At 58.8% G+C, this 26,017-nt stretch carries 16 protein-coding genes and 2 tRNA genes; 17 read left to right on the plus strand and 1 reads right to left on the minus strand.

The window, feature by feature from the left end; genetic code table 11:
* Positions 1 to 14 precede the first annotated feature (14 nt).
* The 3 genes from BGC09_RS09870 to BGC09_RS09880 all read left to right on the plus strand — a co-directional run bounded on the left by BGC09_RS09870 (position 15) and on the right by BGC09_RS09880 (position 6,124).
* Entirely contained in the window at positions 15 to 1,421 is a 1,407-nt protein-coding gene (locus BGC09_RS09870) for a tetratricopeptide repeat protein (protein ID WP_069803807.1), read from the plus strand.
* An 88-nt stretch (positions 1,422 to 1,509) separates the two neighbouring features.
* Positions 1,510 to 4,737 (plus strand): glycosyltransferase family 39 protein, encoded by a 3,228-nt coding sequence (locus BGC09_RS09875; RefSeq protein ID WP_069803809.1) that lies wholly within the window; start codon positions 1,510 to 1,512, stop codon positions 4,735 to 4,737.
* A gap of 22 nt (positions 4,738 to 4,759) precedes the next feature.
* Positions 4,760 to 6,124 (plus strand): AGE family epimerase/isomerase, encoded by a 1,365-nt coding sequence (locus tag BGC09_RS09880; protein WP_141727719.1) that lies wholly within the window; start codon positions 4,760 to 4,762, stop codon positions 6,122 to 6,124.
* Positions 6,125 to 6,202: 78 nt separating this feature from the next.
* Here the strand turns inward: BGC09_RS09880 and BGC09_RS09885 are convergent, their stop codons facing one another.
* On the minus strand, positions 6,203 to 7,537 hold the full coding sequence (locus BGC09_RS09885) for an MFS transporter (RefSeq protein ID WP_069803813.1): 1,335 nt from the start codon (positions 7,535 to 7,537) through the stop codon (positions 6,203 to 6,205).
* Between the two features lie 195 nt (positions 7,538 to 7,732).
* On the opposite strand from BGC09_RS09885, the gene BGC09_RS09890 reads away from it, so the two are divergent.
* From BGC09_RS09890 to BGC09_RS09960, 14 genes are all read left to right on the plus strand, one after another.
* Positions 7,733 to 9,466: an acyl-CoA mutase large subunit family protein gene (locus tag BGC09_RS09890; RefSeq protein WP_084658331.1), complete on the plus strand. Its 1,734-nt coding sequence runs from the start codon at positions 7,733 to 7,735 to the stop codon at positions 9,464 to 9,466.
* Positions 9,467 to 9,771: 305 nt separating this feature from the next.
* Positions 9,772 to 10,692, plus strand: coding sequence for a 50S ribosomal protein L11 methyltransferase (gene prmA / locus BGC09_RS09895; RefSeq protein WP_069803815.1), 921 nt, complete (start codon positions 9,772 to 9,774; stop codon positions 10,690 to 10,692).
* Positions 10,693 to 10,706: 14 nt separating this feature from the next.
* Complete coding sequence (locus BGC09_RS09900; protein ID WP_069803817.1) at positions 10,707 to 11,516, plus strand: 16S rRNA (uracil(1498)-N(3))-methyltransferase; 810 nt, start codon at positions 10,707 to 10,709, stop codon at positions 11,514 to 11,516.
* Positions 11,517 to 11,792: 276 nt separating this feature from the next.
* A tRNA-Gly gene (locus BGC09_RS09905) sits at positions 11,793 to 11,867 on the plus strand.
* Between the two features lie 5 nt (positions 11,868 to 11,872).
* Positions 11,873 to 11,943 (plus strand) — tRNA-Cys (locus tag BGC09_RS09910).
* Positions 11,944 to 12,014: 71 nt separating this feature from the next.
* Entirely contained in the window at positions 12,015 to 12,863 is an 849-nt protein-coding gene (recO, locus tag BGC09_RS09915) for a DNA repair protein RecO (RefSeq protein ID WP_069803819.1), read from the plus strand.
* 76 nt (positions 12,864 to 12,939) lie between these two features.
* Positions 12,940 to 14,706 (plus strand): MFS transporter, encoded by a 1,767-nt coding sequence (locus tag BGC09_RS09920; RefSeq protein WP_069803822.1) that lies wholly within the window; start codon positions 12,940 to 12,942, stop codon positions 14,704 to 14,706.
* A 93-nt stretch (positions 14,707 to 14,799) separates the two neighbouring features.
* Positions 14,800 to 16,131, plus strand: a complete 1,332-nt coding sequence (gene hisD, locus BGC09_RS09925) for a histidinol dehydrogenase (RefSeq protein ID WP_069803823.1) — start codon at positions 14,800 to 14,802, stop codon at positions 16,129 to 16,131.
* 414 nt (positions 16,132 to 16,545) lie between these two features.
* Positions 16,546 to 18,345 carry a serine/threonine-protein kinase gene (locus tag BGC09_RS09930; protein WP_084658333.1) on the plus strand — a complete coding sequence of 600 codons (1,800 nt, stop codon included), beginning with the start codon at positions 16,546 to 16,548 and terminating at the stop codon, positions 18,343 to 18,345.
* A 59-nt stretch (positions 18,346 to 18,404) separates the two neighbouring features.
* A complete protein-coding gene (locus tag BGC09_RS09935; RefSeq protein ID WP_069803826.1) occupies positions 18,405 to 21,110 on the plus strand; it encodes a protein phosphatase 2C domain-containing protein in 2,706 nt (901 codons plus the stop codon).
* 247 nt (positions 21,111 to 21,357) lie between these two features.
* Positions 21,358 to 21,726 (plus strand): NADH-quinone oxidoreductase subunit A, encoded by a 369-nt coding sequence (locus BGC09_RS09940; RefSeq protein ID WP_069803828.1) that lies wholly within the window; start codon positions 21,358 to 21,360, stop codon positions 21,724 to 21,726.
* A complete protein-coding gene (locus tag BGC09_RS09945) occupies positions 21,717 to 22,442 on the plus strand; it encodes an NADH-quinone oxidoreductase subunit C (protein WP_069803830.1) in 726 nt (241 codons plus the stop codon). The genes BGC09_RS09940 and BGC09_RS09945 overlap by 10 nt, the downstream gene beginning before the upstream one ends.
* Positions 22,443 to 23,053: 611 nt before the next feature.
* Positions 23,054 to 24,205: an NADH-quinone oxidoreductase subunit D gene (locus BGC09_RS09955; protein ID WP_069803889.1), complete on the plus strand. Its 1,152-nt coding sequence runs from the start codon at positions 23,054 to 23,056 to the stop codon at positions 24,203 to 24,205.
* A gap of 200 nt (positions 24,206 to 24,405) precedes the next feature.
* Positions 24,406 to 25,800, plus strand: coding sequence for a complex I subunit 1/NuoH family protein (locus BGC09_RS09960; protein ID WP_069803834.1), 1,395 nt, complete (start codon positions 24,406 to 24,408; stop codon positions 25,798 to 25,800).
* Positions 25,801 to 26,017 lie beyond the last annotated feature (217 nt).

Consider the following 26,017-nt stretch of genomic DNA (forward strand, 5'->3'; position numbering starts at 1 on the left):
AAAGGATCGCTGCCTTGGTGCAGTGGTTGGGACAGTGGCCCTGGCAGGAAGGGAAAGCTGATCGTGGCAGATTTCTGCTGGCCTGCCTCTTGATGCTGGGAGCGAGTGGCTTGCCCTGGCTAGCAGACCCTCTGCAGGGAGGATGTTCTCCCTGGCAGACGCCGCTGGTGCCAGCCTGGTCTTTGGCCGCTCCCGATACGATCGGGGCGGCACTGACAAGCGTTGGCGCAGGCTCTTTCATGGCTGCTTTGCTCTGCTTGGGCTGCGCTCTGAAACCTTCTGCTCATCAGGGCCTGTGGCGCTATCGTCTGGCAGGGGCCAGCTGTTTACTGCCTCTCTGCCTCTTCTTGCTGCACTTTACTGCTGTCGACACTCGACAGGGTGATCTGCTGGCTTATCATAAGCTGGAAGCTCTGCTTATCAGGCGTCACTTGGGCTACAATCTTCCCCGGGACTGGCTCCCTGTGACGGCTCCTTTCGCCCTCGATATGACGGCACTCCACTGGCGCCTCGTCTTGTTGGTGGATCAGCTTCGCCCAGGGGCTGTGCTTCCTTTGATTGGCCTGAGCCTTTGGTTCCCTCTCCAGCAGCCAGACCCCAAACGATCAGACGATAAGGTAAGGCCGCGGCGGCTTGCCCGGGGCTGTGCCTGGCACCCGCTCTGGGTGACGGTAGCGCTAGGAGTGGGCCTGCTACCAGTTCTCAGCGCTCCGCTCTGGTCTCTGCTGGCTACATGGCAGGCGAGCCTGGCCATCGCCTCCGGTGAGTATCAGCAGGCTCTCGGACGATTGGAGACAGTCCGCTGGCTGGCTCCTGGCACTGTCGACTCTGTGACCTATGAGGAGCAGCTCGGTCAGTCCCTCTTCGGGTTAGAGGCTCACTCACAGAGGGAGGCAGTGAGCTTTGCGGCGGCTCACTCTTTGCTGCAGCAGCGAGCCTACCTGCGTGCCTATCAGCTGCTCTTCCCGCATTGGTTGGCCCATACCCAGCGGCAGCAAGATCCCCCTGAGTCGTGGCTAACTACTGCCCTCAGCGAAGCCCTGGAGGGGCTGGTCGAGGCTGCCTGGCCTTCCAGGACGCTCTCAGCGGATATGCTGGAGCGAAACCACCGATTGAGTATGGCTCTGGTCTGGCTGAGACGACTCGCGCAAGTCAATCCAGCTAGTCTCTATGCTCACTACCTTCTTGGGCGCGCTGACTACGAGCTTCGCAACTATCCAGACTGCCTGACGGAGATGAGAAGAGCGTCGACGCTCTCCGCCGATAATGACCTCCGTTCGTCTGCCTATACCTACATGGGTCTGGCTGAGATTGCTTTAGGCCGCTCCGTTCAGGGACGAGAGGCTTTGCTGAGAGCACTCGCGCTTGATCCCGACTATCACAATAACACGGCGCGAGAGGCTCTCTCTGGTTTGCACTAAAGTGTATTGAGCAATATAATATAGCAAATGATTATTTTGCTGTATGAGCAGCAAATAAGCAAGTAAGAAGGGATGGTCGTAGGGTTCTATGTTTGAACGCTGGTACTTGTGCCGCCAGTTCCTTCCCTGCCCTGGTGCTCTCTGCCTCCTGCTGCTGGCGATGTTGGCGGCGGTCTGGTTTACCTGGCAGGTTACGGTGGTTCCTCAGCCGGGGGATTTTGACCCCGGTTGGGGAGGAGCCCGCTGGATTACCGCAGCAGATGGGAGCGCACCGGTCGCCTACTTCCGTTACAGCCTGCGGCTCAATTCGTGGCCGGAGGAAGCGCTGCTGACGGTAGCGGCACGGCAGACTTTCACCCTGGCTGTCAATGGCGTGTCGCTGAGCAACACTAGCGGCCAATTCACCCCTCGTGCCTTTCTCTATGATCTACGCCGCACGTTGCGGATCGGCGTAAACGTCATTGCTGTGCGCGTAGCCAATGGAGACTTGCAGGTACCGGCTCTGAGGGCCTTACTAGAGATCAGGAATGAGGCAGGGACCTACCGCTATGGCTCGGGAGAGGCCTGGCGCGCCACTGCTCAAAGCAGTCTGGCCCATCGCCGTGATGCAGTGACGGTCAATGCCTGGAGCCTGGCCGGCTTCGACGCGACTGACTGGCACCAGGCGAGAGTGCTTCCAGAAGCAGCCGGCACTGAGCCACATCTCCCATTTGATCCCCGTCCCTATGAGCAGCCCTTGCCTCACCTCTGGCTAAGAGCGGACAGTCCTGACTCCTGCTTTACCCGGCTCTTTGATCTGCCCGAGGGAGTGACCACGGCCTGGCTCCGCCTGGGAAGCCCTGATCGGACGAGTGTTTATCTCAATGGGAAGTTGCTGACGACCCTGAGCGGAGGAGTCCAGTCTCTGCCTTTCAAGCAGTCTCCTTCTTCAGAAGGCTATCTGGCCGGGCTTCCGGTCGCGCTTTATGACATCTCGCCCTGGCTGCACACGGGACATAATACACTTGCCATCCATGCGGTTCTGCAAGTGCCGCCAGTCGAAGGGCAGGGGGAGCACCTCTTCACGAAGGTGGCAGTGCTGACCGATCTTGTTCTTGAGAAGAGCGAGGGTCGCTCGCTGTGGCTGGAGCCATCAGTGGCCTGGCGCCTGGCCAATCATCAGGCCTGTGGACAGTTGAATGCGGAACAACTATTGAAGCGCTGGCCGTCAGCCCCTCTCGAAAGTCCTTCGGCCCCCTTGCTCCTGCCATACCTGACCACTGTGACGGTCGCTTCGCCTTCTCTTCTCTCCATGCCCACCAGAGGCTGGGTCGCCCTTGGCGGAGCAATAGCCACTGTCTGGCTCCCCTGGCTTGGATCAGGTTTGTGGCTCGCGATTGGATGCTCTACAGTACCGCGAGTGATCTGGCGGCGGTTGAGTCTGGCCGTGGTCCCACCGCTCACTCTGGCAGCACTCTTGATAGTACTGGCCTGCGTTCCGGCTCTCCCACACCTCTGGCCGTATACCTGGTTCTGGCTCTGGTTTCTAGGCGCATTCCTCTTGCTTGACTACGCTGTGCTGGCCTGGGCAATCTGGAGAGCCGGTCGCCGATTGCAGGCCGGTCAGACAGCTGCCGAGCAGAGAAAAGAGAGCAGCCTCAGCGAGGTCGAGAAAGAGAAGTGCGTTGAGGTAGGCTCTCAAGGCCGGGAGCGTTTGTCTGGCTATCTGTTGGGGCGCCATCATCCCTCCTGGCAGTCCTGGCGCTTCTGGATGGCCATGCTCCCGCTCTTGGCCATAGCCGTCCTCTTCTCAGGCTATCAACTCTCTTATGAGCCTTATTGGCAAGATGAGCTTTCTAGCTACTATGCAGCGCGCGGCATTTTGACCACCGGCTGGCCAAGCTTCCCTTCGGGTTTTCTCTACACCAAGGCAGAACTCTATTCCTATCTATTGGCCGGCTGGAGCCTGCTCTTCGGAGACCGTCCAGAGATAACGCGCGCCATCAGCGTTGGAGAGTACCTTCTCTGCCTGCCCCTGCTCTACCTGGCAGGCTGCTACTTCTTCTCCCGCCGCGTAGCCTGGTTAGCTACGGCTATGCTGGCCTGCTCACCCCTGGCCTGGGTCTGGTCGCGTCAGATGCGCATGTACCAGCAAGCACAGCTTCTCACCCTGTTGACCTTGCTGCTCTTTTATAGCTGTCTACAACGCCAGGCGCGCTCTCGCCTCATCTATGGAGTGGCGCTCAGCCTGCTGGCAACCTACCTGAGCCATGAGGAGACCTTTATCATCCTGCCAGCCCTGTTGCTCTGCGCTCTCTGCTGCAGAGACCGGGCCCGGCTCAGCCTGGCAGCCCTTTGTTGCTCGCCCTCCTGGCAACGAGCTGGCCTGCTCGCTGGCATTGGTATCGGCATTCAGCTCCTGCTAGCTCATGGGAGCCATCCGCCTCTCCTCGGAACAGATGCCTCGCAGCGCCCTCTTGTCCAATTCACCTTGAATAATGTCATCTTCTATACGGAAATGCTACTTTCGCCCGATGCAAATGGACGAATGCCCTGGCTCTTCCTGAATTCGGTGAGCATGATACTTGGCTGCTTGCAAGCTATCCGTAGAAAGGAGCCACGCGCCTGCTACTGTCTCTTGTTTTTGCTAGCTTCCTGGCTGACGCTGATCTACGGCTTTACGCTTCAGGCGGACCGCTACCTCTATCCATTGCTCCCTTGCTATTACCTGCTGAGCGCCTATGGAGCGAGCGAGCTCATACAGGCTGTTGGAAGATTCACAATGACCTTGAAAGAGGCAAGCCCCTTACCGCCTGACCAGAGCTGGAAGCGCGTAACGACGGTACAGCGCCTGTTCTTGATAGGAAGCTCGGGTCTGCTGTGTGCCCTCCTCTTGATTGCGCCGTTGAAAGCGATGAGCGCCAGCAACCTGTTTCTGAGCCGGCTGCTGGGCCTGCCCTATCACCGTCATTACGCCGACTATGATCTCGTCGGAGCCTATCTACGGCAACATCTGCGCCGAGGGGACGTGGTAATTGCGGTAGCACCTGCCAACTGCGTGCGCTACTATGTGGGGCAGGTCGATTACTTTTTCTCCATCGACCGCGCCCTCTATCTCATGGAGCAGCGCGGGCATATCATAGAGACCGCCTCTGCGGCGGAGGCGCTCCTCAACCAAGAGGACTTCGCGGCGGTGCTGGCTGAGCACCCGCGGGTCTGGATAGTTTCAGATGGCGGGCCATATGAGTCTGCTGTCAAAAAGCGCTTTCTCTTTCCGCCCGATGTGCACCTGGTCTTTGAAGGGTATGCATCCGCTCTGTATCTGCGTGGCGGTTAGCTATTTCGGAGGGTCTAGTTCTATGCAAATGAAGCTATACCGATTATTGCGGACTATCGTGTGGATTCTGATTGTGCTCTGGGTAATCATGACCGCGGCTGGCTACATTGTGAGCTGCGCGCCACTCTGGGAGCAGCTCCCTCATCCACCCTTGCTCGTGGGGGATAGTCTCACCCCCAGCTCAGGCCAGGACCTTGTCGCAGCCGCGACCTCTCTGGCCTTGTTGCCTGGGTGGCGCGAGCAGGTTGAGACAGTGATCAACCAGGTGCTGGAGAGCATGCATCAGCATGCCTGGAATCCCCTGGCCGAAACGCATGGCCAGCGCACTGGCGGTCTCTTCATCAACTGGAAGATGACCCATCCAGAGCGTGTCAATGCCATTCGACCTGGGCCTGGGCCGCAAGAAGAGACGCTGAAAAAGCATGATCCCCAGGTTGATCTGCTCTATCTGAATGCCTTGAGCACCTATCAGCATCGCAACCCTGGAAAAAGAACCTATCAAGCCGACCTGCAGCGAATACTGGCTGTGGTCAGGATCGATTTTCAGCATTACAACCTGCCCAAAGGCTGGATCTACTTCTCGCTCCTCTCAGCGGCGCTCACCTTGCCGGATGCTCCTCTACTGCAAGAGGCCCGTGCTCTGGCCGAGCGTTTCTATCGCTTTTGGTATGATCCGCTGGTAGGGACAGTCTATGACCGACGTCATCGACTACCTGACTATAGCACAGTCCATACGCTAGAGTGTGGTGTTGCTCTCATCGATGCAGGAAAGCGCTGGCGGGTGCCAGCCTGGAGGGAGGCCGGCGAGCGAACCCTGCAACACGTCGTCAGCGTCGCCTTTGATCCTCACAGACACTTACTCTACGAAAGCATGGTGGTCGAGCCAGCAGGCCCTGACCAGCCCCAAAGCGATCAAGTCAGAGCAGCTTCCGAAGGAGAGGCGGTCTCCGCACTGGCCCTGGCCTATCATCTCACCGGCCAACGCCAGTATCTTTCACTCGCAAGCACGTTGCTCCAGAGCCTCTTCGCCACCAGTGGTCTCTGGGACAAGCAGCGAGGCGGCTTTTACTTTGCTCTTCATCTGAGTAATGGGAGCGTTATCCAGGATTATAAAGAAACACGTGCTCAGTGTCTCACGCTAAGCGGCCTACAGCTCTATAATGCCCAGGTCACACTCCCCTTCCTCAACGAGGAACGTACTCTTATCGCCTTACTGTTGGGACCATTTTATGAGCATACCTATCATGGCTACTTCTACCGTCTGCGAACCGATTTTCAGATCTACGTCAGCAAACCGGGTGCCGGGATCGGCACAGAAGACTATTTCACCTCAGAGGCAATGGGATGCGTCGTGAACGCGCTGCTAGCGGTGACCCAGCCTGTCTAGCAGCCCTCCTTGCGTGCGTTGTAGCAGAAGGACCCAGGAGACGCTCCGGCTACGAATCGCAAAGAGCCAGCGCATCGGTCAGCGCTGGCTGGCCATTGGCTGTTGACGAATCAAAGTCAGCAAGCTTCCTGCCAGGAGATAGGAGAGGGCCATCACCATAAAGGCAAACTGGAAGCCAAACTGATCAATAAGCCAGCCAACGATGCCACCCCAGGCGGAGCCAACGCCAAAGGCCAGCGCGAAATAGAGGCTGAAGGCGTTGTCGCGCAAATCGCGGCTGGCCGAATCTGCCAGGTAAGCCTGGAGTAAGGGAGCTTCGGCGTAGACAGCAAGGCCCATCAGCAACAAAGCCGGTGGGATCAGCCAGAAAGGCATACCGGGGCGAGCCAGCTCAATAAAGAGGAGCGTCGTTAGAGCCGAGGCTCCATAGAAGAGATAGAGCATCGGGCGGCGCCCCAGGCGGTCGGAGAGGCGGCCACCTAGCAGTGGGCCAATGACGCTTCCGAGCAGTAACAAAGTCAAAAGGAGACCCTGGAGACGGCTATCAACATGGCGCACATTCTGTAAATAAAGGGGGACATAGGTCGTAACATTGCCCAGACCACGACCGCCAGCGGCAATAATAGAGACAGCCATGATAATCAGCAGTGTACGGTCGCGCAGCGGAAGCAGCAGACTTTTGCCTGTCTGGAGCAGCTCGCTCCCGCGCAAGGCCAGGCTGTGAGCAGGTTGAGGCCCTATTTCTGCTGTCTGCTGCCGGAGGCGGCTACGCCGGTCGAGTGGTCCCCTCTCCTCAAGCAGAATCAGAATAGCGATGCCAATCAAAATGCCTGGCAAAGCGGCCACATAGAGCAAAGGACGCCAGCCCCAAAGCCCGAGCAGTGGGCCGGCGATAAAAGGGACGGCCAGCGTGCCGATATTGCCGCCGGCGATATGCCAGGCCAAAGCATAGCCATGCCGGCGCTGGCCGTAGCGATCAGTCAGATAAGAGCTGCCAACGGGGTGTTGAGGAGCGGTAGCCAGCCGAAAAGCCGTACTCCAGACCATCAAGGGCCAGAAGCCGTTGATGGTCCCTGTCAGCAAGGTGCTCAGGCCACCGAGGATAGCGCCGACGCCAAGCAACACCTTGCGCAGGATATAACGACTCGCCAGGCCGAAAACCACCTGGAGAAGGCCCCCGAGAGCATTGGGAAGAGCGACTACCAGGCCAATCTGGGTATAGCTGAGATGGTACTCCTCCTGGATGAGGGGGTAAACGAGAGGCATCAAGACTGTAATAGCATGAATAAAGGCATGAGCTGTACTGACCAGAAAGAGGTCGCGGCCTGCGGCAGGCAAAGCAGTAATCTGCTCTTCCGGTAGCATGGCCGTCTGGCCTGGACCAGCCGTCGATTTCTGCTCTGCTTGTTTCATATGATCCCTCCAAACTCAGTGTAACACGGAGGGAAGTGGGAGAGATAGAGAAGAAAAGGGCCATCGCTGGGGAGAAGAGGGGCGTTTAGAGGCCACCCCTATGGTACAATACAACTGTGGAAATCGTCCCAGGGGACGGCAATGTCAACGGCTCAGGCCGTCCCGCAGGGTTCTCGATGAAGAGGAGTGAGCGGCATGCTAGACCAGGAATCTGTGGATATTGGTAAGGAACCCCGCCTTGTGCAGGGGACCCTCTTTGATACAGCTGAGCTAGAACGGTTGGCAGCCGAGCAACGGCGCTGGGAAGAGACCACGCTCAAACAGTCGCTTGAGCGCATGCCCGAGCGAGAGCACCTCATGACCACCTCCAGTGTACCCATCAAGCGCGTCTACACCCCGCTAGATGTGGCCCACCTGGATTACATGCGCGATACCGGCCTGCCGGGCGAGTACCCTTTTACCCGCGGTGTACAGCCGACAATGTATCGGGCCAAGCCCTGGACCATGCGGATGTTTGCCGGCTTTGGCACAGCTGAAGATACAAACGCGCGCTTCAAGTATCTCCTGCAGCAGGGACAGACAGGTCTATCAACCGCCTTTGACATGCCCACACTTTACGGCTACGACACTGATCATCCGATGGCAGCCGGTGAGTTTGGCAAATGTGGCGTAGCAGTCTCCTCGTTGGCCGACATGGAAATCCTCTTTAAGGATCTGCCGCTTGATCGCATTACCACCTCCATGACCATCAACAGCCCGGCGGCAGTCATCTGGGCCATGTACATCGTCAACGCCGAGAAGCAGGGGTATTCGCGTGAGAAGCTGGGAGGCACTCTACAGAACGACATCCTCAAAGAATACATCGCTCAGAAAGAGTTTCTCTTTCCTCCCGAGCCTTCCCTTCGGCTCGTCGTCGACACCATCGAATTTGGCGCGCGCCACATGCCGCGCTGGAACACCGTCAGCATCAGTGGCTATCATATCCGCGAAGCAGGCGCCACTGCCGTCCAGGAGCTGGCTTTCACCATTGCCGATGGCATGACCTATGTAGAAGCGGCGCTTCAGCGTGGCCTCAAGATTGACGAATTCGCGCCGCGACTCTCCTTTTTCTTCGATGTCCATAATGACTTCTTCGAGGAGATCGCCAAATTCCGCGCGGCGCGCCGCATTTGGGCGAAACTCATGCGCGAGCGCTACGGAGCCAAAAATCCGCGTTCCTGGCTGCTGCGCTGTCACGCTCAGACGGCGGGGGTCTCCCTCACCGCTCAACAACCGGAGAACAATATCGTACGCACAACCATTCAGGCGCTGGCCGCAGTTCTCGGAGGCACGCAGTCGCTCCACACCAACGCCCTCGACGAAGCGCTGGCGCTTCCCACCGAGAAGGCAGCCCTGATTGCTCTGCGTACCCAGCAGATTATTGCCCACGAGAGTGGGGTCGCCAACACGGTTGACCCGCTGGGAGGCTCCTACTTTATCGAGAAGCTCACCGATGAGACCGAGCAGGCGGCGTGGGAGTATATCAGGCGGATCGAAGAGCTGGGGGGAGTGTTGGCCTGTATCCAGAATGGCTTCTTCCAGCGAGAGATTGCCGAATCAGCCTACCGCTATCAACAAGAGATTGAGCAAGGCAAACGCATCATTGTTGGCGTGAATAAGTACGTCATGGAAGAGGAGATGAAGGTTCCCACGCTCTACATCGATCGTGAGGGGGAGCGCGTCCATCTGGAGCGCTTAAACCGTGTGCGCAGAGAGCGAGATCAAGCGGCAGTCAGGAAAGCTCTCGACAACCTGCGGCGCGTGGCTGAAGGAAGAGAGAACACGATGCCGGCCATTATTGAGGCCGTGAGAGCCTATGCTACTCTGGGCGAGATCATGGATGTCTTCCGCTCGGTCTTTGGTGAGTATACAGAACCGACAGTTTTTTAGCCAGGCGAGGGCCTTAGCCGGGTGCCTGGCGCTGCCTGGTAGTTGGAGAGGCTGCCAGGAAGGGCGAGGGGCGGGTAGAATTAAAGAATCGCGCTGCCACCTGGCTGGTCTCCTGGAGGCCAAGCCCCAGAGATAGGAGGGCCAGACTGGGTGGCAGGGATTGTCACCGATCTCCCTGCCTGATCCGCCAGGGGTGGGGAAGCGCGTTGCGTGCGCGCTCTCCTGATGGCATAATAGAATATCGCGCGACCCTTGGGATAAGAGTGAGAGGGCATTACCCGATTTAAGGTGAGGATCGAGATGCGATGCAGTGGATAGAATTAACGGTGCAGGCGCACCCCGAGGCGGTTGAGTCCGTCAGTGAACTCCTCATGCGCTATACGCATGGTGGTGTGGCCATTGAAGAACCGATCGAACTGCTTGATGATGGGCAGGAGTATCGCATTCTCCCTGGCCATCCTGTCAAGATTCATGCCTATCTGGCGGTTGATGGCAAAGAGGAGGAGGCCCAACAGCGGATTGCTGAGGGGCTATGGCATCTTGCCAGCATCGGAGCCGGGCTTGTTGGAGAGCTAGAGACGCGCCTGATCCGCGAAGAGGACTGGGCCAACGCCTGGAAGGAGTCCTATCATGTGACACATATTGGCCGCCGCCTGGTCATCTGCCCTTCGTGGCGCGAGTACAGGCCCGCTGAGGGCGAGGTGGTCATGACGCTCGATCCGGGCATGGCCTTTGGCACTGGTCTCCATCCGACCACCAGAATGTGTCTGGAAGAGCTGGAACGGCGCGTACAGCCGGGTATGCGTGTCCTTGACCTGGGAACTGGTTCGGGCATCCTGGCCCTGGCCGCCGCCCTGTTGGGGGCTGACGAAGTCGACGCCTACGATATTAGCGATGTTGCTGTCGAGAGCGCCCGCGAGAATGTGGAGCGCAACCATCTCAGCGAACGCATTCGGGTGATTCACGGAACACTCGACGAAGAAAGCAGCCTGGCCCTGGCCGGTCGCTATCATTTGCTGGTGGTGAACATTCTGGCTGGCGTGATCTGCTCTCTGGCCCCTTTTATGGCGACCGTCCTGGCTCCTGGTGGCCTGCTGCTAGCCAGCGGGGTACTGCAGGAGCATCGAGATAAGGTTGAGGAGGCGCTCCAGGCAGCCGGGCTTTGTCCAATGGCCACTGTGCAGACCAACGACTGGTTGCTTTTTGTCATGCGCAAGCCAGCCTAACCTGATAGGCGATCATGCACCGTTTCTTTGTCTCGCCTGAGTTAGTAGCCCAGACTAACCATTCCTCGTTGTACCGGGTGATGTTGCCCGCAGCAGTAGCTCATCAGGTTCGTGATGTTTTGCGACTCACCCCCGGTGAGCGTGTGGTCCTGCTGGATAACAGTGGTGACGAAATCGAGGCGAGGATTGTTCACACTGGGCGCTCTGGGGTTGAGGTGGAGGTCGTCGAGCGGCGTAAGGGCCGTAGTGAGGGCTGCCTCCGGCTAGTGCTGTATCAGGGACTGCTGAAGTCAGCCCGCTTCGAGTGGATTTTGGAGAAAGGGACAGAGCTGGGTGTCAGCGCTTTTGTCCCGCTCCGCTGCCAGCGATCGCAGAGTGGACAGGAGGCGCTGGGGACGACGAAGGTCCAGCGCTGGCAACGTATTCTCCAGGAAGCGGCGGAACAATGTGGCAGGTCCCGTCTCCCCGAATTGCTCTCCGTACGCAGCCTCCCCCAGGCTTTAGCTGAGCTTCCTCCTGACGCCCTGATCGTGATGCCGTGGGAGCAAGAAAGAAAGCTCAGTCTGCGCACAGCTCTGCGCACTCGGCTGCGACAGACACGCCAGGCTGGGCTACATGGGCCGTTCACTGTGGCCCTCTTTATCGGACCCGAGGGCGGACTGGCCCCCGAGGAAGTGGCTCTGGCTCGTGAGCATGGCGCTCTCGTTGTCTCACTCGGCCCCCGTATCCTCCGGGCGGAAACGGCGGCTCTGGTGGCCGCTGCCAGCATACTTTACGAATACGAGGATGGAGAGGAGCAGGCCGACGAGGCTCTCTCTGGCTAGCTGAGGCTGGTTGATACGAGGCGATCCCTTCCTGTCAACACATCTGCAGCGCCTCCACCTGCGGGAACTCCACCAGTCAAAACGCTGACAGTAACCTGATGGGCCAGCAATCGCCGCGCTACTTCCAACAGTGGCCCTGGCTCTCGGAACAAACAGGTCTCCCTCTCCAACGCTAGCTGAGAAATTTCTGGAATCTGGGCCAAAACCCGTTGACAAATCACCGGAGATGTGCTATCTTAATGGCACAAGGTTAGAGAACTCCCTCTAACCAGATATGCGGGAGTGGCTCAGTGGTAGAGCGCTTCCTTGCCAAGGAAGATGTCGCGGGTTCGAATCCCGTCTCCCGCTCCAGGTGCGGCGACGTGGCCAAGTGGTAAGGCAGGGCTCTGCAAAAGCCCGATCAGCGGTTCGAATCCGCTCGTCGCCTCCTCCTCTTCTCTCATGGAAAGGCGTGATGCTCTGCGATCACGTCTTTTTTGTTGCTAAGGACTCCAGCGCATGCGACAGCAGCGTAGCTACTCCACAAGAGCAATCGTCCTCAGACGGATCAACCTCGGTGAGGCAGACCGCATTGTAACTCTCCTCACTCCAACTCATGGCAAGATGCAGGCAGTGGCCAAGGGGATACGTCGCCCGACCAGTAAGCTTGCTGGCCATCTAGAACTCCTCTGCCATAGTCAGTTGCAGCTCGCCCTCGGGCGCGACCTGGATATTGTGACGCAGGCAGAGAGCCGCGAGAGCTTCCTTGATCTGCGCATGAGCCAATGGCACATGACCTGCGGCTTCTATCTGGCTGAGCTGGTGGACCGTTTTCTGGAGGAGCATACGCAGCAGAGTCGGGTCTACTTCCTTATGCTAGAGATGCTGCGTGCGCTCGATGCCGATGCCGCCCACTCTCAGAAGAAGCAGTCAACTGGTCAGGCAGATGATTCCTTCCACACACTTTCGCAATTGCTGCTGCGCTACTTCGAGATCCATCTTTTAAGTCAGGTTGGCTACGAGCCGGCCTTCCGCGCTTGCGCTCATTGTGCTGCCGAATTGCGTCCCGAACAAAATGGCTTCTCTCCTTCCCTGGGCGGCGCCCTTTGTCCTCGCTGCTCGCGCCTCTGGACTCGTCCCCTCTCTGTGAAGGCGCTGCACGTGCTGCGCGTCCTGCAGCGTAGTGAGTGGCAGGCTGTTCCTCATTGGCGTCTCAATGCTCCGCTGCTGCTAGAGATCGAGCGTGTGATGCATGATCTCCTCCGATTTCATCTGGAACGCGACTTGAAAACCTGGAGTTTTCTTGAAATGCTGCGCCTGGAACGAAATCTTGATAGTCCCTCCCTTCCCACCGTCCCAAATCTGTGATAGAGTGGTGCTCAGGTCAGTCCCTTTGCGGTTGTCGTTCGGCTTCTTTGCCTATCTCCCTCTGAGGAGGTTGTCCATGAAACCATTTGCTCCCTCAGTCAGTGCCGACCTGGGAGCCGCGAAACGGCGCACCTCGGGCTATGCGACCTACGCTTTTGCGATCATGTTCTCCATTAATTTCCTCAACTACATGGATCGTTATGTTTTCACAGGAGCCTCTACGACCATTGGCCAAGAGCTGGGACTGGGCTTAGACCAGCTTGGCTACATTGCCTCAGCCTTTCTGATTGTCTACACGCTAGGGACGCTGCCTTTTGGCATCTGGGCAGATCGCACGCGGCGCAAGAATGTAGTGGCGCTCTGCGTGGCTATTTGGAGCCTGGCCACGGCCTTTACTGCCCTGGCCAGCAACTTTATTGCCCTCTTTCTGTCTCGCATGGTCTTGGGCGTCGGCGAGGCCGGTTACTATCCAGCGGGCACAGCTTTACTGAGCGACTACTATAGTCGTAAGAAGCGGGCCCGGGTCATGAGTCGCTGGGGAGCAGGCTCGCTGATTGGTCTGATGGTGGGTTTCATCCTCGGTGGCGTCATTGCAGGATTGGGGCGAGGGAGCTGGCGGCTCGCTTTTCTTATCTCAGGGATTCCAGGCCTCGTGCTCGCCCTGTTGGCCTGGCGCTTACGTGAGCCGCGACGCAATGAAGCTGATGAACTGGAGGGGGAAGAGGGGGGGCAGGTCGATGAGCCACAGGAGTTAGAGGAGGAGAGCCTCCGGGCCGGCTACGATCTTGTGCTTACGCATTGGAGGTCAGTGGTCAACGCGCTGATCTATCTCTTAGGAGGCTTCATCTTAGGTGGAGTAGTCACTGGCATGGTCCTCAAGGACTGGAAGGTAGCCTTGACCTTTATGACTATCGGGCTGGTGCTGGTCTTGGTCATTGCCCTGCTGGCCATCGGCGGCCTCTTTCTGGTGCTGCGCTGGCAAGCCAGCACTGCCCAGGCTGAAGAGACAGGGGCCAACGCCGGAGAAGAAGGAAGCTCTTCTCTTACAGAGGCAGTGGTCACTGAGTCCTCTCCGCCTGTGGTAGCAGGGCAGCGATTGCCCTTCTCCTGGCGACAGCTCTGGGGGGACTTCACTTCCCTGCTGCGCATTCGCAGCCTGGTTGTGTTGACACTTGTCCAGGTCTTTGCCTTCTACGCTCAGGGAGCGAGTGTCTCCTTTTTGCCGATCTATCTGCATCAGAAGGATGCTCTGGGGCTGACAGTGGCGCAGGCGGCGACGCTCTCAGGCGTGGTGGTAGTCATCGCGGGCATTGCGGGGATGATCATCGGTGGTTATCTGGCAGATATTCTGAATACCTTCCACCCGGGGGCGCGTATTCTTGTCTGCGGGATTGGCTTTTTGCTCTGCGCCCCAAGCTTCGCCCTGGCGGTAACCGTGCATAGTACCACCGCCTTTATGGTCTTTTTCTTTATTACGGCGATGCTCATCTTGCTTTATAATGGGCCCTGCACGGCGGCCATTCAGGATACTGTGCCCTCGGCCTTGCGCGCTTCGGCGGTTGCTCTGGCGCTGCTTCTGGCTCACTTGCTCGGCGACGCCTTTGCCCCATCGCTGATAGGGGTGCTGGCCCAGCATTTCGATCCGACAAACGGTGGTCATTTTGCGCACGATGTAGCTGGCCAGGATCTACGCCTGGCGCTGTTGATGACCTGTGTACCGATGTTGACGCTGGCCGGACTGGTTGGCATCTTCGGGGCTCGCTGGATGAAGCGCGATATTGCTGCCGCGCAGCGTGCCGACGCCCTTTCTCAGGCGCGCGGTTCAGGTGCTGCAATGGTCTGAGCCGAAGAGAGGAGAGATCTTCAACGAGCGAACGTCGTAGGGAGATCAGCAGCAAGCAGAAAACGGAATCTTTTCGTCAGAGGCTGGTAGGTAATGGTGCATTTCTATGAGCTGGCGACAATGGATGCAGCTCAGCGCCGGCGTCTACTGCGTCGCGCCGAGCTGCGCATAGAAGAGGTAGCGGAGCGCGTGCGGCCAATCGTGGAGGATGTGCGCGCGCGTGGCGACGCCGCGGTTCTGGAGTATACAGCGCGCTTTGATGGCGTTCAGCTGAGCGCAGCGCGTCTGCGAGTGAGTGCTGAGGAGAGAGAGCGCGCTCATCGTCAACTCGATAGTCGTGTGCGCGCTGCGCTTGAACAGGCCATTCGCAATGTCAAGGTCTTTCATCAACGGCAATTGCCGCAAGAGCAATGGTATACCCAGGTAATGCCGGGGGTCATGGCCGGGGAGCTGGTGACGCCGATCAGCAGTGTCGGCCTCTATGTCCCACGTGGCAAAGGGGCTTTCCCCTCCGTCATGTATATGCTGGCTGCCCCTGCCAGCATTGCCGGCGTACCGCGGATCGTTGTCTGTACCCCACCTGGTCCCGATGGTGAGATCGATGCCGCCTCTCTGGTGGCTGCCGATCTCTGCGGTGTGCACGAGATCTATCGCGTTGGTGGTGCGCAGGCCATAGCGGCCCTCGCTTATGGTACTGAGACCATCCCGCGGGTACATAAGATTACAGGGCCTGGCAGCGGCTATGTCGCGGCTGCTAAGCGGCTGCTCTACGGGGTCGTTGACGTCGGACTCCCGGCAGGACCCAGTGAGGCTATTCTCCTGGCCGACGACAGCGCTGACCCCGAGCTGGTCGCGCGCGATCTGCTCATCGAGGCCGAGCACGGACCCGATTCTTCCAGTCTCCTGGTCACCCCTGCTCGAACCCTGGCGGAGGAGGTCAGCCGGCTCTTGCCGGCCAAAATTGCGGCCCTGCCTGAGTGGCGGCGCGCCTTCTGCCGCGCGGTCTTGGAGGAAGAGAAAGGGACAGGGGGGATCATCCTGACGGGCAGTATGGATGAGGCTGTGGACTTTGTCAACGAATATGCCCCTGAGCATCTGGAGGTTCAGGTACGTGAGCCATTCGCTCTACTGACGCGCCTACGAAACGCGGGGGAGATTCTCGTAGGACCTGCGACCCCCATCTGTCTCGGCAACTATTGCATAGGCACCAACGCCATTCTGCCAACCGGCGGCTTTGCTCACACCTTTTCGGCAACCTCGGTTCACGATTTTCTCAAGCGCACGGGCGTGGCCTATGTGACAGCTACAGGGTACCGTGCGTTAGAAGAGACAACGCGGACGCTGGCAGAATTTGAAGGCTTCCCAGCTCACGCGGCTGCCGTCAGCGAGCGTGCCCTGCCGACGTGGCCAGAAGCTGGCGAGTAAGGTGGCGGCCTTATGGGCTGTGGCTGGCTCAGCCGGTCCCCAGGAAGGTGGAGCAGTGCGGACTTGCCGGGCATGGGGCGGCTGAGCTGTGCAGGGTTCACATAGAGATAGTACAATAGCTTACTTCCTGTTCAGTGAAAATGTGCTATAATGCGCCCAGCACCATGAGCAACGAGCGAGCGTTTTTCCTGGAAAACCAGGAAGCCTGAGCTGGTAGGCTGGGGGCGAGAGAAGGGTCGAGAGGGGAGCAGGGGCGAACCTGATAAAGAGGATAGCCAGTGGCAGGGGCTTGGAGACAACGGAGTGGTGGACAGGCCAGCAGAGCAGGGTCGATACGCCTTGCGTGAATGCAAGGGCAAGGGGCGACCCTTTCAAGAGAATTCTGGGCTGCATTAAGAAGCGGTGTAAGGAAAGATGGCTAGCAATCACTCTGATCCCAGAGAAGTCGTGTCTGCCGGGAATGCAGCAACACCTTCAAGCGGGCAAGGCGAGAGCGGACCTCGGTTGCCCCCGCCGCCGGGAGCTCCGGCGGCGGTTGGGGCTGGTAGTGTGATGCCGGCGAGTGCCGGGTCAGCAGCATCGGGGGCTGGGGTGATGCGCCTCAGCCCTGGGGTCTTGCTGTCGAATGGGCGCTATAGAATTGAGCATCTGGTGGCGGCGGGCGGTATGGGAGCTGTGTATCGCGCGATCGATCTGCGCTTTGAGCGTCCCTGTGCGGTCAAAGAAATGCTGGACGATTTTCAGAGCGAGGTGGAGAGGAACCAGGCAGTCGAGTGGTTCAAACGAGAAGCAACCCTGTTGCTTGATTTGAATCATCCCTGTATCCCGCGCGTACGCGACTTCTTTGTGGAAGAGGGGCGCCATTATCTGGTGATGGACTTCATTGAAGGGCGCACGCTGGCCAAAGTGCTGGAGGAGGAAGGGAATGTTGTGGGGCTTAACGGTGCGCGGGGTGTCCCCGAGGCGCGCGCCAGGAGCTGGGCGCAGCAGATCTGCAACGTTCTGAGCTACCTGCATCGCCAGAATCCGCCGATTATCTTCCGTGATCTGAAGCCGTCGAACATCATGGTCACGGATCGTGATGAGATCAAGCTCATAGACTTTGGGATTGCGCGTACCTTCCAGTCGCAGCGCCAGGCCACCATCATCATGACCATTGGCTATGCGCCTCCGGAGCAGCTGCATGGGATGCCGGAACCGCGCAGCGACATCTATGCCCTGGGGGCGACTTTGCATCGCCTCCTGACGCATCACGATGCGGCCAACAATAGGCCGACGATCTTCTCGTTCCCTCCAGTGAGGAGCTTGCGCCCCGATGTCTCACCCGAGTTTGAGCAAGTCATCATGAAGGCGCTGGCGCCCAGCGTAGAGCAGCGCTGGTCGAACGCGGCGGAGATGGAGCGGGCGATTCTGAGTCTGCCGCCGATCAAAGTGACGCCGCCGTTGGCGAGCAGCGTGCCGCCAACAATAGCAGCTGTGCCGGCGACGCCGGGGCAGGTGGCGCTGCCAGTCGGTGGTACCACCGGCCCAGCCGGGCAATTCATTCTCACAGCGCAGGCTCAGCTGCAGGCTGGGCGAATCGAAGCTGCCTATGCTGCTGTCCAGCAGGCTTATGCCCTGGAGCCAAACAATGCCCTGGTCCATAAGATCTTTGGGCAGGTTTTTGCGCGCCGTCAGCCGCCTGATCCTCAGCGGGCGATTCAAGCGTACAACCGCTCAGTTCAGCTCAATCCCAATGATGCTGAGACGCATAAGCTGGTTGGGGATGTCTATCATTTCATCCTCATGCGCCCAGGTGATGCCAGCACAGCCTATACGCAGTCTCTGCGCCTGAATCCCAATGATTTCGAAGCCCACCAACGCCTGGCGCAGTGCTACGAGCGGCTGAATCAGTTTGAGCCTGCCTTACGGGAGTTTCAAGAAGCCCTGCGGCTCGCTCCCAAGGTTCCGAATCTGCTCGTCGCTTTGCACTATGAGATCGGCCAGCTGGCCTGGCGACTCAATCAGCTACCACTGGCTGAGCGGAGCTTTGTGCAGGTCCTGATTATCAATCCCGCGGATCATCAGACGCGCTTCCTCTTGAGCCAGGTCTATGAGCGGGAGAACAAGCTCGGCGATGCACTGCGCGAGTGCCGCTATGTCGTTGGGGCCATGCCCACCAATCAGGCGGCTCAGGCCATGTTACAGCGCCTGCAAGCCAGGTTAGGACGATGAGAGACTATTTGCTCCTTCGGCGCATTTCGTCAGCTTTGGATGTAAGGGAGAAAGTGCCGATGAGTACGTATCACCTGTGTTCCGCGGAAAGGAAAAACATCGGCCTGCTGTCAACCAGAATTGGCCTCTTGCTTGGCGCGCTTCTCATCGCCTTACAGCTCCTGTGGCCTGTTGCTGCAGTCGCTGCTCCTGGAGGTGGGAGCGTCGACGTCGGGAAAAGTCAGGTGCTTGACCTGGTGGGGGCTGCAGTCGTTCGTTTGCTGGTGACCTATACTTCTGATCATGCGAGTGGTGGTCAGCTACCTCTCACACGGACCTCAGTGGGAAGCGAGCTGTCCGATGAGCCGGCCCCGCTGAGTCCGCCTGATGTTCAGTGCACAGGCTTGGGGGTGCTTGTCAGAAGCTGGCAGCCGCGGGGAGCAAATGACCTCAACGCCTGGGTCTTAACCGACGGAGACCTGGTGAGCAGGTTGCGCCTCTGTGGAAACAGTGGCAGCCTCCCGGGCCAATTAACCTCGATTGATATTTATAGCAGCTCAACCGGGCTGGGAACCCTGTTGACTCGCATTGCTTGTGCTGGCTTACCGCTGAGCTGCTCGAATCGTGGCCCGTTGTTCCCAGAGGGTGGCAGTAGTTGCCCGATAGCACTCGATAATTGTGCTCATACTCTCGTGCTTGTTCCTTTCCATAGCGCCTATGCTCTCCCTTCTGCCGACCTGGCATCGCTCTCCTCGGGGGAGCAGACAACGACCTTTGGACTGGAGCTTACTGACGCCAGCGGCGCCCTGCCTGCTCAGGCCAGCCAGGCGCCAAACTTTCTCACTCCCGAGCTGATTGGGGGCCAGGAGCGACCTGTAAACACCGCCACCTCGACACCTGGTGAGCCGCAGGAGGGGGGGACGCCAATCGTTAATCAGGCTGGGCAGGTCGTTGGCTTGCAGCTTCTCAGCGGCGAGGCCAGCGACGCCAGTCAAGTGCGTGCTCTCCTCAACAGCTTCAACCTGCTAGAGGCGCCCGCTAATCCGCTCCTTGCTCACTGGCGAGCTGGCATCCAGGACTATTATCGTGGCCAGTATCAGCAGGCCAAAGGGGAGTTTCAGCAAACCCTCACGCTCAGCCAAAACCAGCTGCGAGGGGCCCAGCAATTCCTCCAGCTCATCAACCAGCGTCTGCAGACTCCAACAAGTAGTCAGGCCCAGCCGCAGGGGGCAGGCAGCGAGGTCGGTTTCGCGGGGCTCCCGCTGCTTGTCTGGGGAGGCATCGTCGGCTTGCTCCTCCTGGTAGTCATTCTGCTGTTGATCACTCTCACGGTGGGGCGCGTCAAGAGGCGCAAGGAGCTGGAGCGCTTCCGCAAAGAAGAGGAAGAAGCCAAGCGCCAGGCAGATCTGGAAGCGGAGCGTCAACGGCAGCGGGTCAGAACTCTCCAGGCGCAGCCGCAGCCGCAAGCCGCAGTTCCTGCAGCGAGACCCCAACAGAGCCAGCTGGAGAGGGAAGAAAGAGCGGTGGCCTCGGCGTCGACAGCTGGAGCCGCGGCCCTGCTGCAATGTCCGCGCTGTAAGCAGCAGGTCAGTCGTGGTGTCGAATATTGCCCCTCATGTGGTGTGTTGCTCTCACCATCGACCTCGGGCCTGCGCCTCCGTGCGCTCGTGCCGCCCGAGGCTGCGGCTCCTCAGCCAGCAGCACCCATGCCGGGGACAGAGGCGCCGACCGAGAACGAGATGCCGGCGGCGGCTTTCTCGACGTCCCCTTCCCCTGCTCAATCCGCCTCGGTGACCCCGCTCAGCGATCAACCCACCTTTGTCTTGCCCCCACTCAGCGATCAACCAACGCAAGCGATCGCTGCCCCTGCCGCTTCGAGGTCAGAGGGCAAAACTCAGGTCATAAGAGGAAGACAGCGGATGAAGAGCCTTCAGCTGGTGGTTGGTCATCGCACTGATCCAGGCATTAAACGGCGCCATAAGCCGAATGAGGACAGTCTGCTGGCCATTCTTGGGGGGCGGCAACTCGGCGGTGGGCAGGTGCAGCCCTGGGGCCTCTTCGTTGTGGCTGACGGCATGGGGGGCCATGCCAATGGACAGGATGCCAGCCGCCTGGCCATTCAAACGATTGTCGACTACGTACTCCCTTCGCTCCTACGCGGGCACGAGCTGAGTAGCAATGACTACCAGCGCCTCCTGGTAGAGGGAGTGCAGTCGGCCAATCAGGCTGTTCACGAGCAGAACCAGCGCGAGCATGCCGACATGGGAACCACCATGACCACAGCTTTGATTGTCGGCTCCGTGGCCTATGTTGCCAATGTAGGTGATAGCCGCACCTATCTCTATCGAGAGGGTGGAGGCCTCAAGAAGGTCACACAAGATCATTCGGTAGTTGCCAGCCTGGTAGAAGCAGGCATTATCAAACCAGAGGATATCTACACCCATCCGAAGCGCAATCAGATCTATCGGAGCTTAGGCGAAAAGCCAATCGTCGAGGTCGATCCTTTCCGCGAGGAGCTGCTGCCTGGCGATAAACTCTTGCTCTGCTCCGATGGTCTCTGGGATATGACTCGTGATCCCTACATTGAGTCTGTGCTGCGCAAGTCCGCTGATCCTCAACAGCTCGTTAACGATCTGGTGCAGCTCGCGCTCGATGGTGGCGGAGAGGATAACATTTCCGTCATTGTCGTCCAGCTCGTCGAAAGTACACGCGCGAAAGGCTCGACAGTCCTGCAAGTCCTTGCTCAGCCGGATCAGTTTGCTCTACCTACCTTGCCACAGAGCTGACACCGCAGCAGCACGGCGGCGATCGAAAGCAGCAGAGGCGAGCAGAGGCGAGCAGAGGCGCGCCAGGAGAAGCATCCTCCTGGCGCTTGCTTTTTGGGTCGGGGAGTGGTCCGGTTCTGCCAGGCCAGAGAGGGGTAGAGTCAGCCGGTCAGTTTGTCGCCTGTTCAACCCTGTGCTATAATCTTTGCAGCATCTTCTGACCCTCTTTTCCTTTGTAAACAAGGGTCCGACAGCTGGAGGAAGGCGTGTGTCACTAACTACCAGTACTGGTTATCTTTATGCCGCGATTCTGCTGGCCGCTGGCTTCACCTTTGTCTTGATCACAATGACGGTCGCGAATCTGCTGGCTCCCAGACGTAGGACAGCAGAAAAGCTGCAGACCTATGAGTCGGGCGAGGTGCCGATCGGTTCGGCCTGGGTCCAGTATCCGCTGGGATTCTACATCTTTGCCTTGCTCTTCGTTGCCTTCGATGTCGATATTGTCTTTATTGTCACCTGGGCTGTCCTTTTCAAAAGCCTGAGTATCTTTGGCTTTTTTGAGATACTCTTCTTTATTATTGTACTTGCGCTCGGTCTGGTCTATGCCTGGCGCAAGGGAGTGATCCGATGGATATAGTACCGCGTGTTTCGCAGATTCCGAGCGCCTCCGACTATAGTGACGAGCTAAACGAGCTTGCGCGCGACCTGGCGCCGCTAGCGCAGATCACCGGTCAGCCGGTGGTGTCGCGGGTGATGAAAGGCAATTATCTGGGCATCGAGGTTGATCGCGCCCATCTGGTGGCTGTCTGTCGCTTTCTCCGCGATCAGCTTGGCTTTGACCTGCTCAGCTGCGTTTCCGGGGTTGACATGCTTGACCATCTGGAAACGGTCTATCATTTGCGTTCGACCACGCGCGGCTCGCTCTTGCAGATCAAAGTGCGCCTGGAGGCCGAGAACCCGGAGGTGGATAGCGTAGTTTCGGTCTGGCCGACGGCGAACTGGCTGGAGCGGGAGACCTACGATCTGTTCGGCATCCGTTTTACGGGGCATCCCGATCTGCGGCGCATGTTGCTAGATGACGATTTTGAGGGGTACCCCCTGCTGAAGAGCTTCCATCAGGTGCCTCTGACGGTCAAACCGCCAGCCACGACCCAGGTTGATCCCAATATGGCGGTTGCTGGCCAGTATCAACAGCGTGGGGTCGAGCATGTGGTGCAGAAGAAGTTTGGCCAGGGCAAACTAGAGCGACTGCATCCAGGAACGCCAACCTTTGGCCATGCCTCCCATGCTCACGAGCACGAAGAGGAAGAAGGAGAGGCGCGTTCGAGTTCGACGGAGGGCCAGGCTCGCTAATGGCCAGCAGCAGGGGGAGCAGCAAAGGAACCAAAGCCAGAGCCTCAGCGAAGGCCGCCCGGCGCGCTGAGGAGGAGCAGCCTTCACAAGGGCCAAGCTCGGGGCGAGGGTTATCAGCGCAGCGGGAGCGACCGCTGCCTGCCCGCTCGCCGTCCGAGCTACGGAGCTTGCTCTGGTCTCTCTTTCTGGCGCTGGCCTTCTGGTGCCTGGCGATCATCTTTTATGTGAGCCTGGAGCGAGATCCGAACCGCGTTCTCTACGCTGCAATGGCGGCGCTCCTGGGACTGCTTTGGACTGTCAACTTCTGTCTCCGCCTCTCCCGAAGGCGAGGGCGCTGAGGCGCTCGCCCGGTAGCTATCTAAAGCAAGGTTTGCCTCGCCCATCATCTGGGCCTGGTTGCTGCCCTGCCTGTCAAGCGGTCGGCCAGCCAGCTAGCAGCGAAAAACCAAGAGGGAAGAGTCATCCTGCTCTGAGTGGCTGGAGAGCTGCATCGAGGTTCAGGTACAGTGCAGTTAGTGGAGCGATACGTTGGCCAGGCTTGCTCACTGCGGACACTGAACACTGACTACCTCTACTACCTGCTGAGTGAGACAAAGAGCTGCGAGGAAGCTATGGCGACCAATCAAGGTGTGAATAGACCTCCTCTCGAAGGGGTTGCGCCCGGTGAGCTGCGCTCCGAGGAAATGATCCTGAACATGGGGCCGCAGCACCCGAGCACTCACGGCGTGCTCCGTCTTGTCCTCACCCTCGAAGGTGAGACGGTGGTGGATTGTACGCCGGTTATTGGCTACCTCCATCGGGGCATTGAGAAGATTCTGGAGAATCGCACGGTGATGGCCGGCATTCGCTATATGGACAATGCCGACTATCTCTCACCGATGCTCAACGAGACCGCCTATGTAGGGGCGGTCGAGCAGTTAATGGGTATTGAGCCGCCGCGCCGCGCCCAATACATTCGCCTGATCACCAATGAGCTGCAGCGCATCGCCAGCCATCTGGTGGCCATTGGCACCTATCTGCTCGACCTGGGTGCTTTTACGCCGATTCTATGGACCTTTCGCGATCGTGAAGGGATTCTCTCGCTCTTCGAGGCCCTGGGAGGAAGCCGCTTTAATGTCAACTACATGCGCGTGGGCGGCGTCCTCCATGATTTTCCCAAGGGCTGGCTTCAGCAGTGTGAAGCCTGGTGCAATCAGTTCGAAAAGAACCTGCAAGAGCTAGAGACCCTGATCACGGGAAACGAGATTTTCGAGGCGCGTACCCAGGGCGTTGGCTATGTTGATCCTCAGCAGGCCATTGCCTATGGACTGACTGGTCCCATGCTGCGCGCCAGTGGCGTGAATTGGGACCTGCGGGTCAATCGCCCCTATATGGCCTATCGGGAAGTCAAGGTCAATCCCCAGGTGCGGCAGGAAGGTGACTGCTATGCGCGCTATCGGGTGCGTATGCAGGAGATGGCGGAGAGCCTGCGCCTGGTACGGGTGGCAATGGATCAGCTGCCGGGTGGCCCAATCTCGACGCGGACACCAATTGCGCTCCGTCCACCACGCGGCGAAACCTACTTTGCCATTGAGAGCAGCAAGGGCGAGCTGGGGATCTACTTTATCAGCAATGGCAGTGAGTACCCGTGGCGGGCCAAGATTCGTGGGCCTTCCTTTGTCAATCTTCAGATTCTGCCCGAATTGCTGCGCGGCCACAAGATGAGCGATGTCGTGGCCATTCTGGGAAGCCTGGATATTGTGCTGGGAGAGGTCGATCGTTAACGCGCGCGGGCAAGGCCATAAGCCGCTCTTCTCGCGAGGCAAGAGCTGCCAGCTGTTCAAACGCTTGCTGGCTCCAGGCTGGGCAATCGCTCCTGCCTGGCAGCGGTGACCACGGCTGGTAGCCTGCTCTGAAGAAAGAAGGGTGCGCGTGTCTTGCTTGTAAGCCCGCTGATGCAAGGTAAGAGAGTGGAGTGTATCCTATGTCCGGTGGAGTTGTATTAGCCGAAGTCTGGTGGGAGCAGCTCCTCCACGGCATCCTTTCTTGGGAGTTTCTCCAGTTCGTGGTGGCGTTTGTTTCCATCTTTGGCTTCGTGTTGACAAGTGCAGTGATTCTGATCCTGGCCGAGCGCAAGGTCATGGCCTGGATGCAGGATCGCTATGGCCCATTGCACACGGGACCCTGGGGCTTGTTGCAGACAGTGGCCGATGTGGGCAAATTGCTGCTTAAGGAAGATATTCATGCTGGCAAAATCGATAAGGCTGTTTTTATCCTGGCCCCTTCGGTCTTTCTCGCCCCGGTGATTGCCTCGTTTGCCGTGCTGCCCTTCTCGCCCTATATTAGCCTGCCAGGGGGGCCGTTGGCGACGGGCATTGTCTACTTGATCGCTATGAGCTCGCTCGATGTGGTGGGCGTGGTCATGGCAGGCTGGGGTTCGAACAACAAGTATGCCCTCATTGGGGGCCTGCGCTCTGCGGCCCAGATGATCTCTTACGAGCTACCGCTCGTTCTCTCTCTGGTCAGCATTGTGATGCTGACGAGCATCCTGCTTGACAACGGCCTCGGCACCATCGCTATCAAGGACATTATGAATCTCCAGATGGCGCAGAGTTGGCCGGGCAAGGGCAACCCAGTCTGGGACTTCATCTTCGAGGGCTTCACCCCCTGGGCCTGGTTTATTCTGGTGCAGCCGTTGCTCCTTTTGATCTACTATACCTGTGGATTGGCCGAGACGAACCGCTCGCCTTTTGATCTGCCCGAGGCCGAATCGGAGCTGGTGGCCGGCTACCTCACTGAGTATAGCGGCATGCGCTGGGCGCTCTTCTACCTCGGCGAGTATGGCAACATGACCATTGTCTCAGCGATCACGGCCATGCTCTTCCTTGGTGGCTGGTCGGGTCCGGGCGTGGCCTTCCTGACGGCTCCCGGTATGGCCATTGGCTGGCAAGTCCTGGGCAATCTGCTGGCGCTCTTCTACTTTATCCTCAAGATCTACCTGCTCTGTGGCGTCTTCATCTGGGTGCGGACGACTCTGCCGCGCCTGCGCGCCGATCAGCTGATGCAGTTTGCCTGGCTGATTCTGATCCCCACGACCCTGGTCAACATTGTCCTGACTGGGGCGCTCTATCTGGTTCTGAACGCTCTGGGGGCCTCGAACCTGGTCTTCCTGATCGTCCTGGGGGTCGTCAACTGGCTGATGCTCTTTGGCTTCTTCTGGGTGGTCAGCCGGGCGACGACAGCCTCGACGCGACGTGCGGTGGCGCCAGCCATTCGCGCTCGCCAGCGCCTGGCGGCCCTTACGACGACTCCCGTCGCACCCCAGCTCCCTGAGCCAGAGCGAGCCGGCGTGACCGGCGCCGCCGGCGGCGGCAGGTAAAGTTCGCTCAGCAGTAGTCAGTGAGATACCATCGGGCGCTGGAAGAGGCTTCAGTCAAGAGGGTTGCGACTGGCGGATGATTGCTACTGGTTCGGCCTGCTGCTACTGCTGCTGCTGCTGCTGCTGCGCCAGGCCGGTATCTCTCCAAGAGAGCGGCATGATCAAGAAAGGGCAGGAGCCTGTCAGAGCCGACGCGGCTAGACAGGCATCCTGCCCT

Source organism: Thermogemmatispora onikobensis (assembly GCF_001748285.1).
GTDB lineage: Bacteria > Chloroflexota > Ktedonobacteria > Ktedonobacterales > Ktedonobacteraceae > Thermogemmatispora > Thermogemmatispora onikobensis.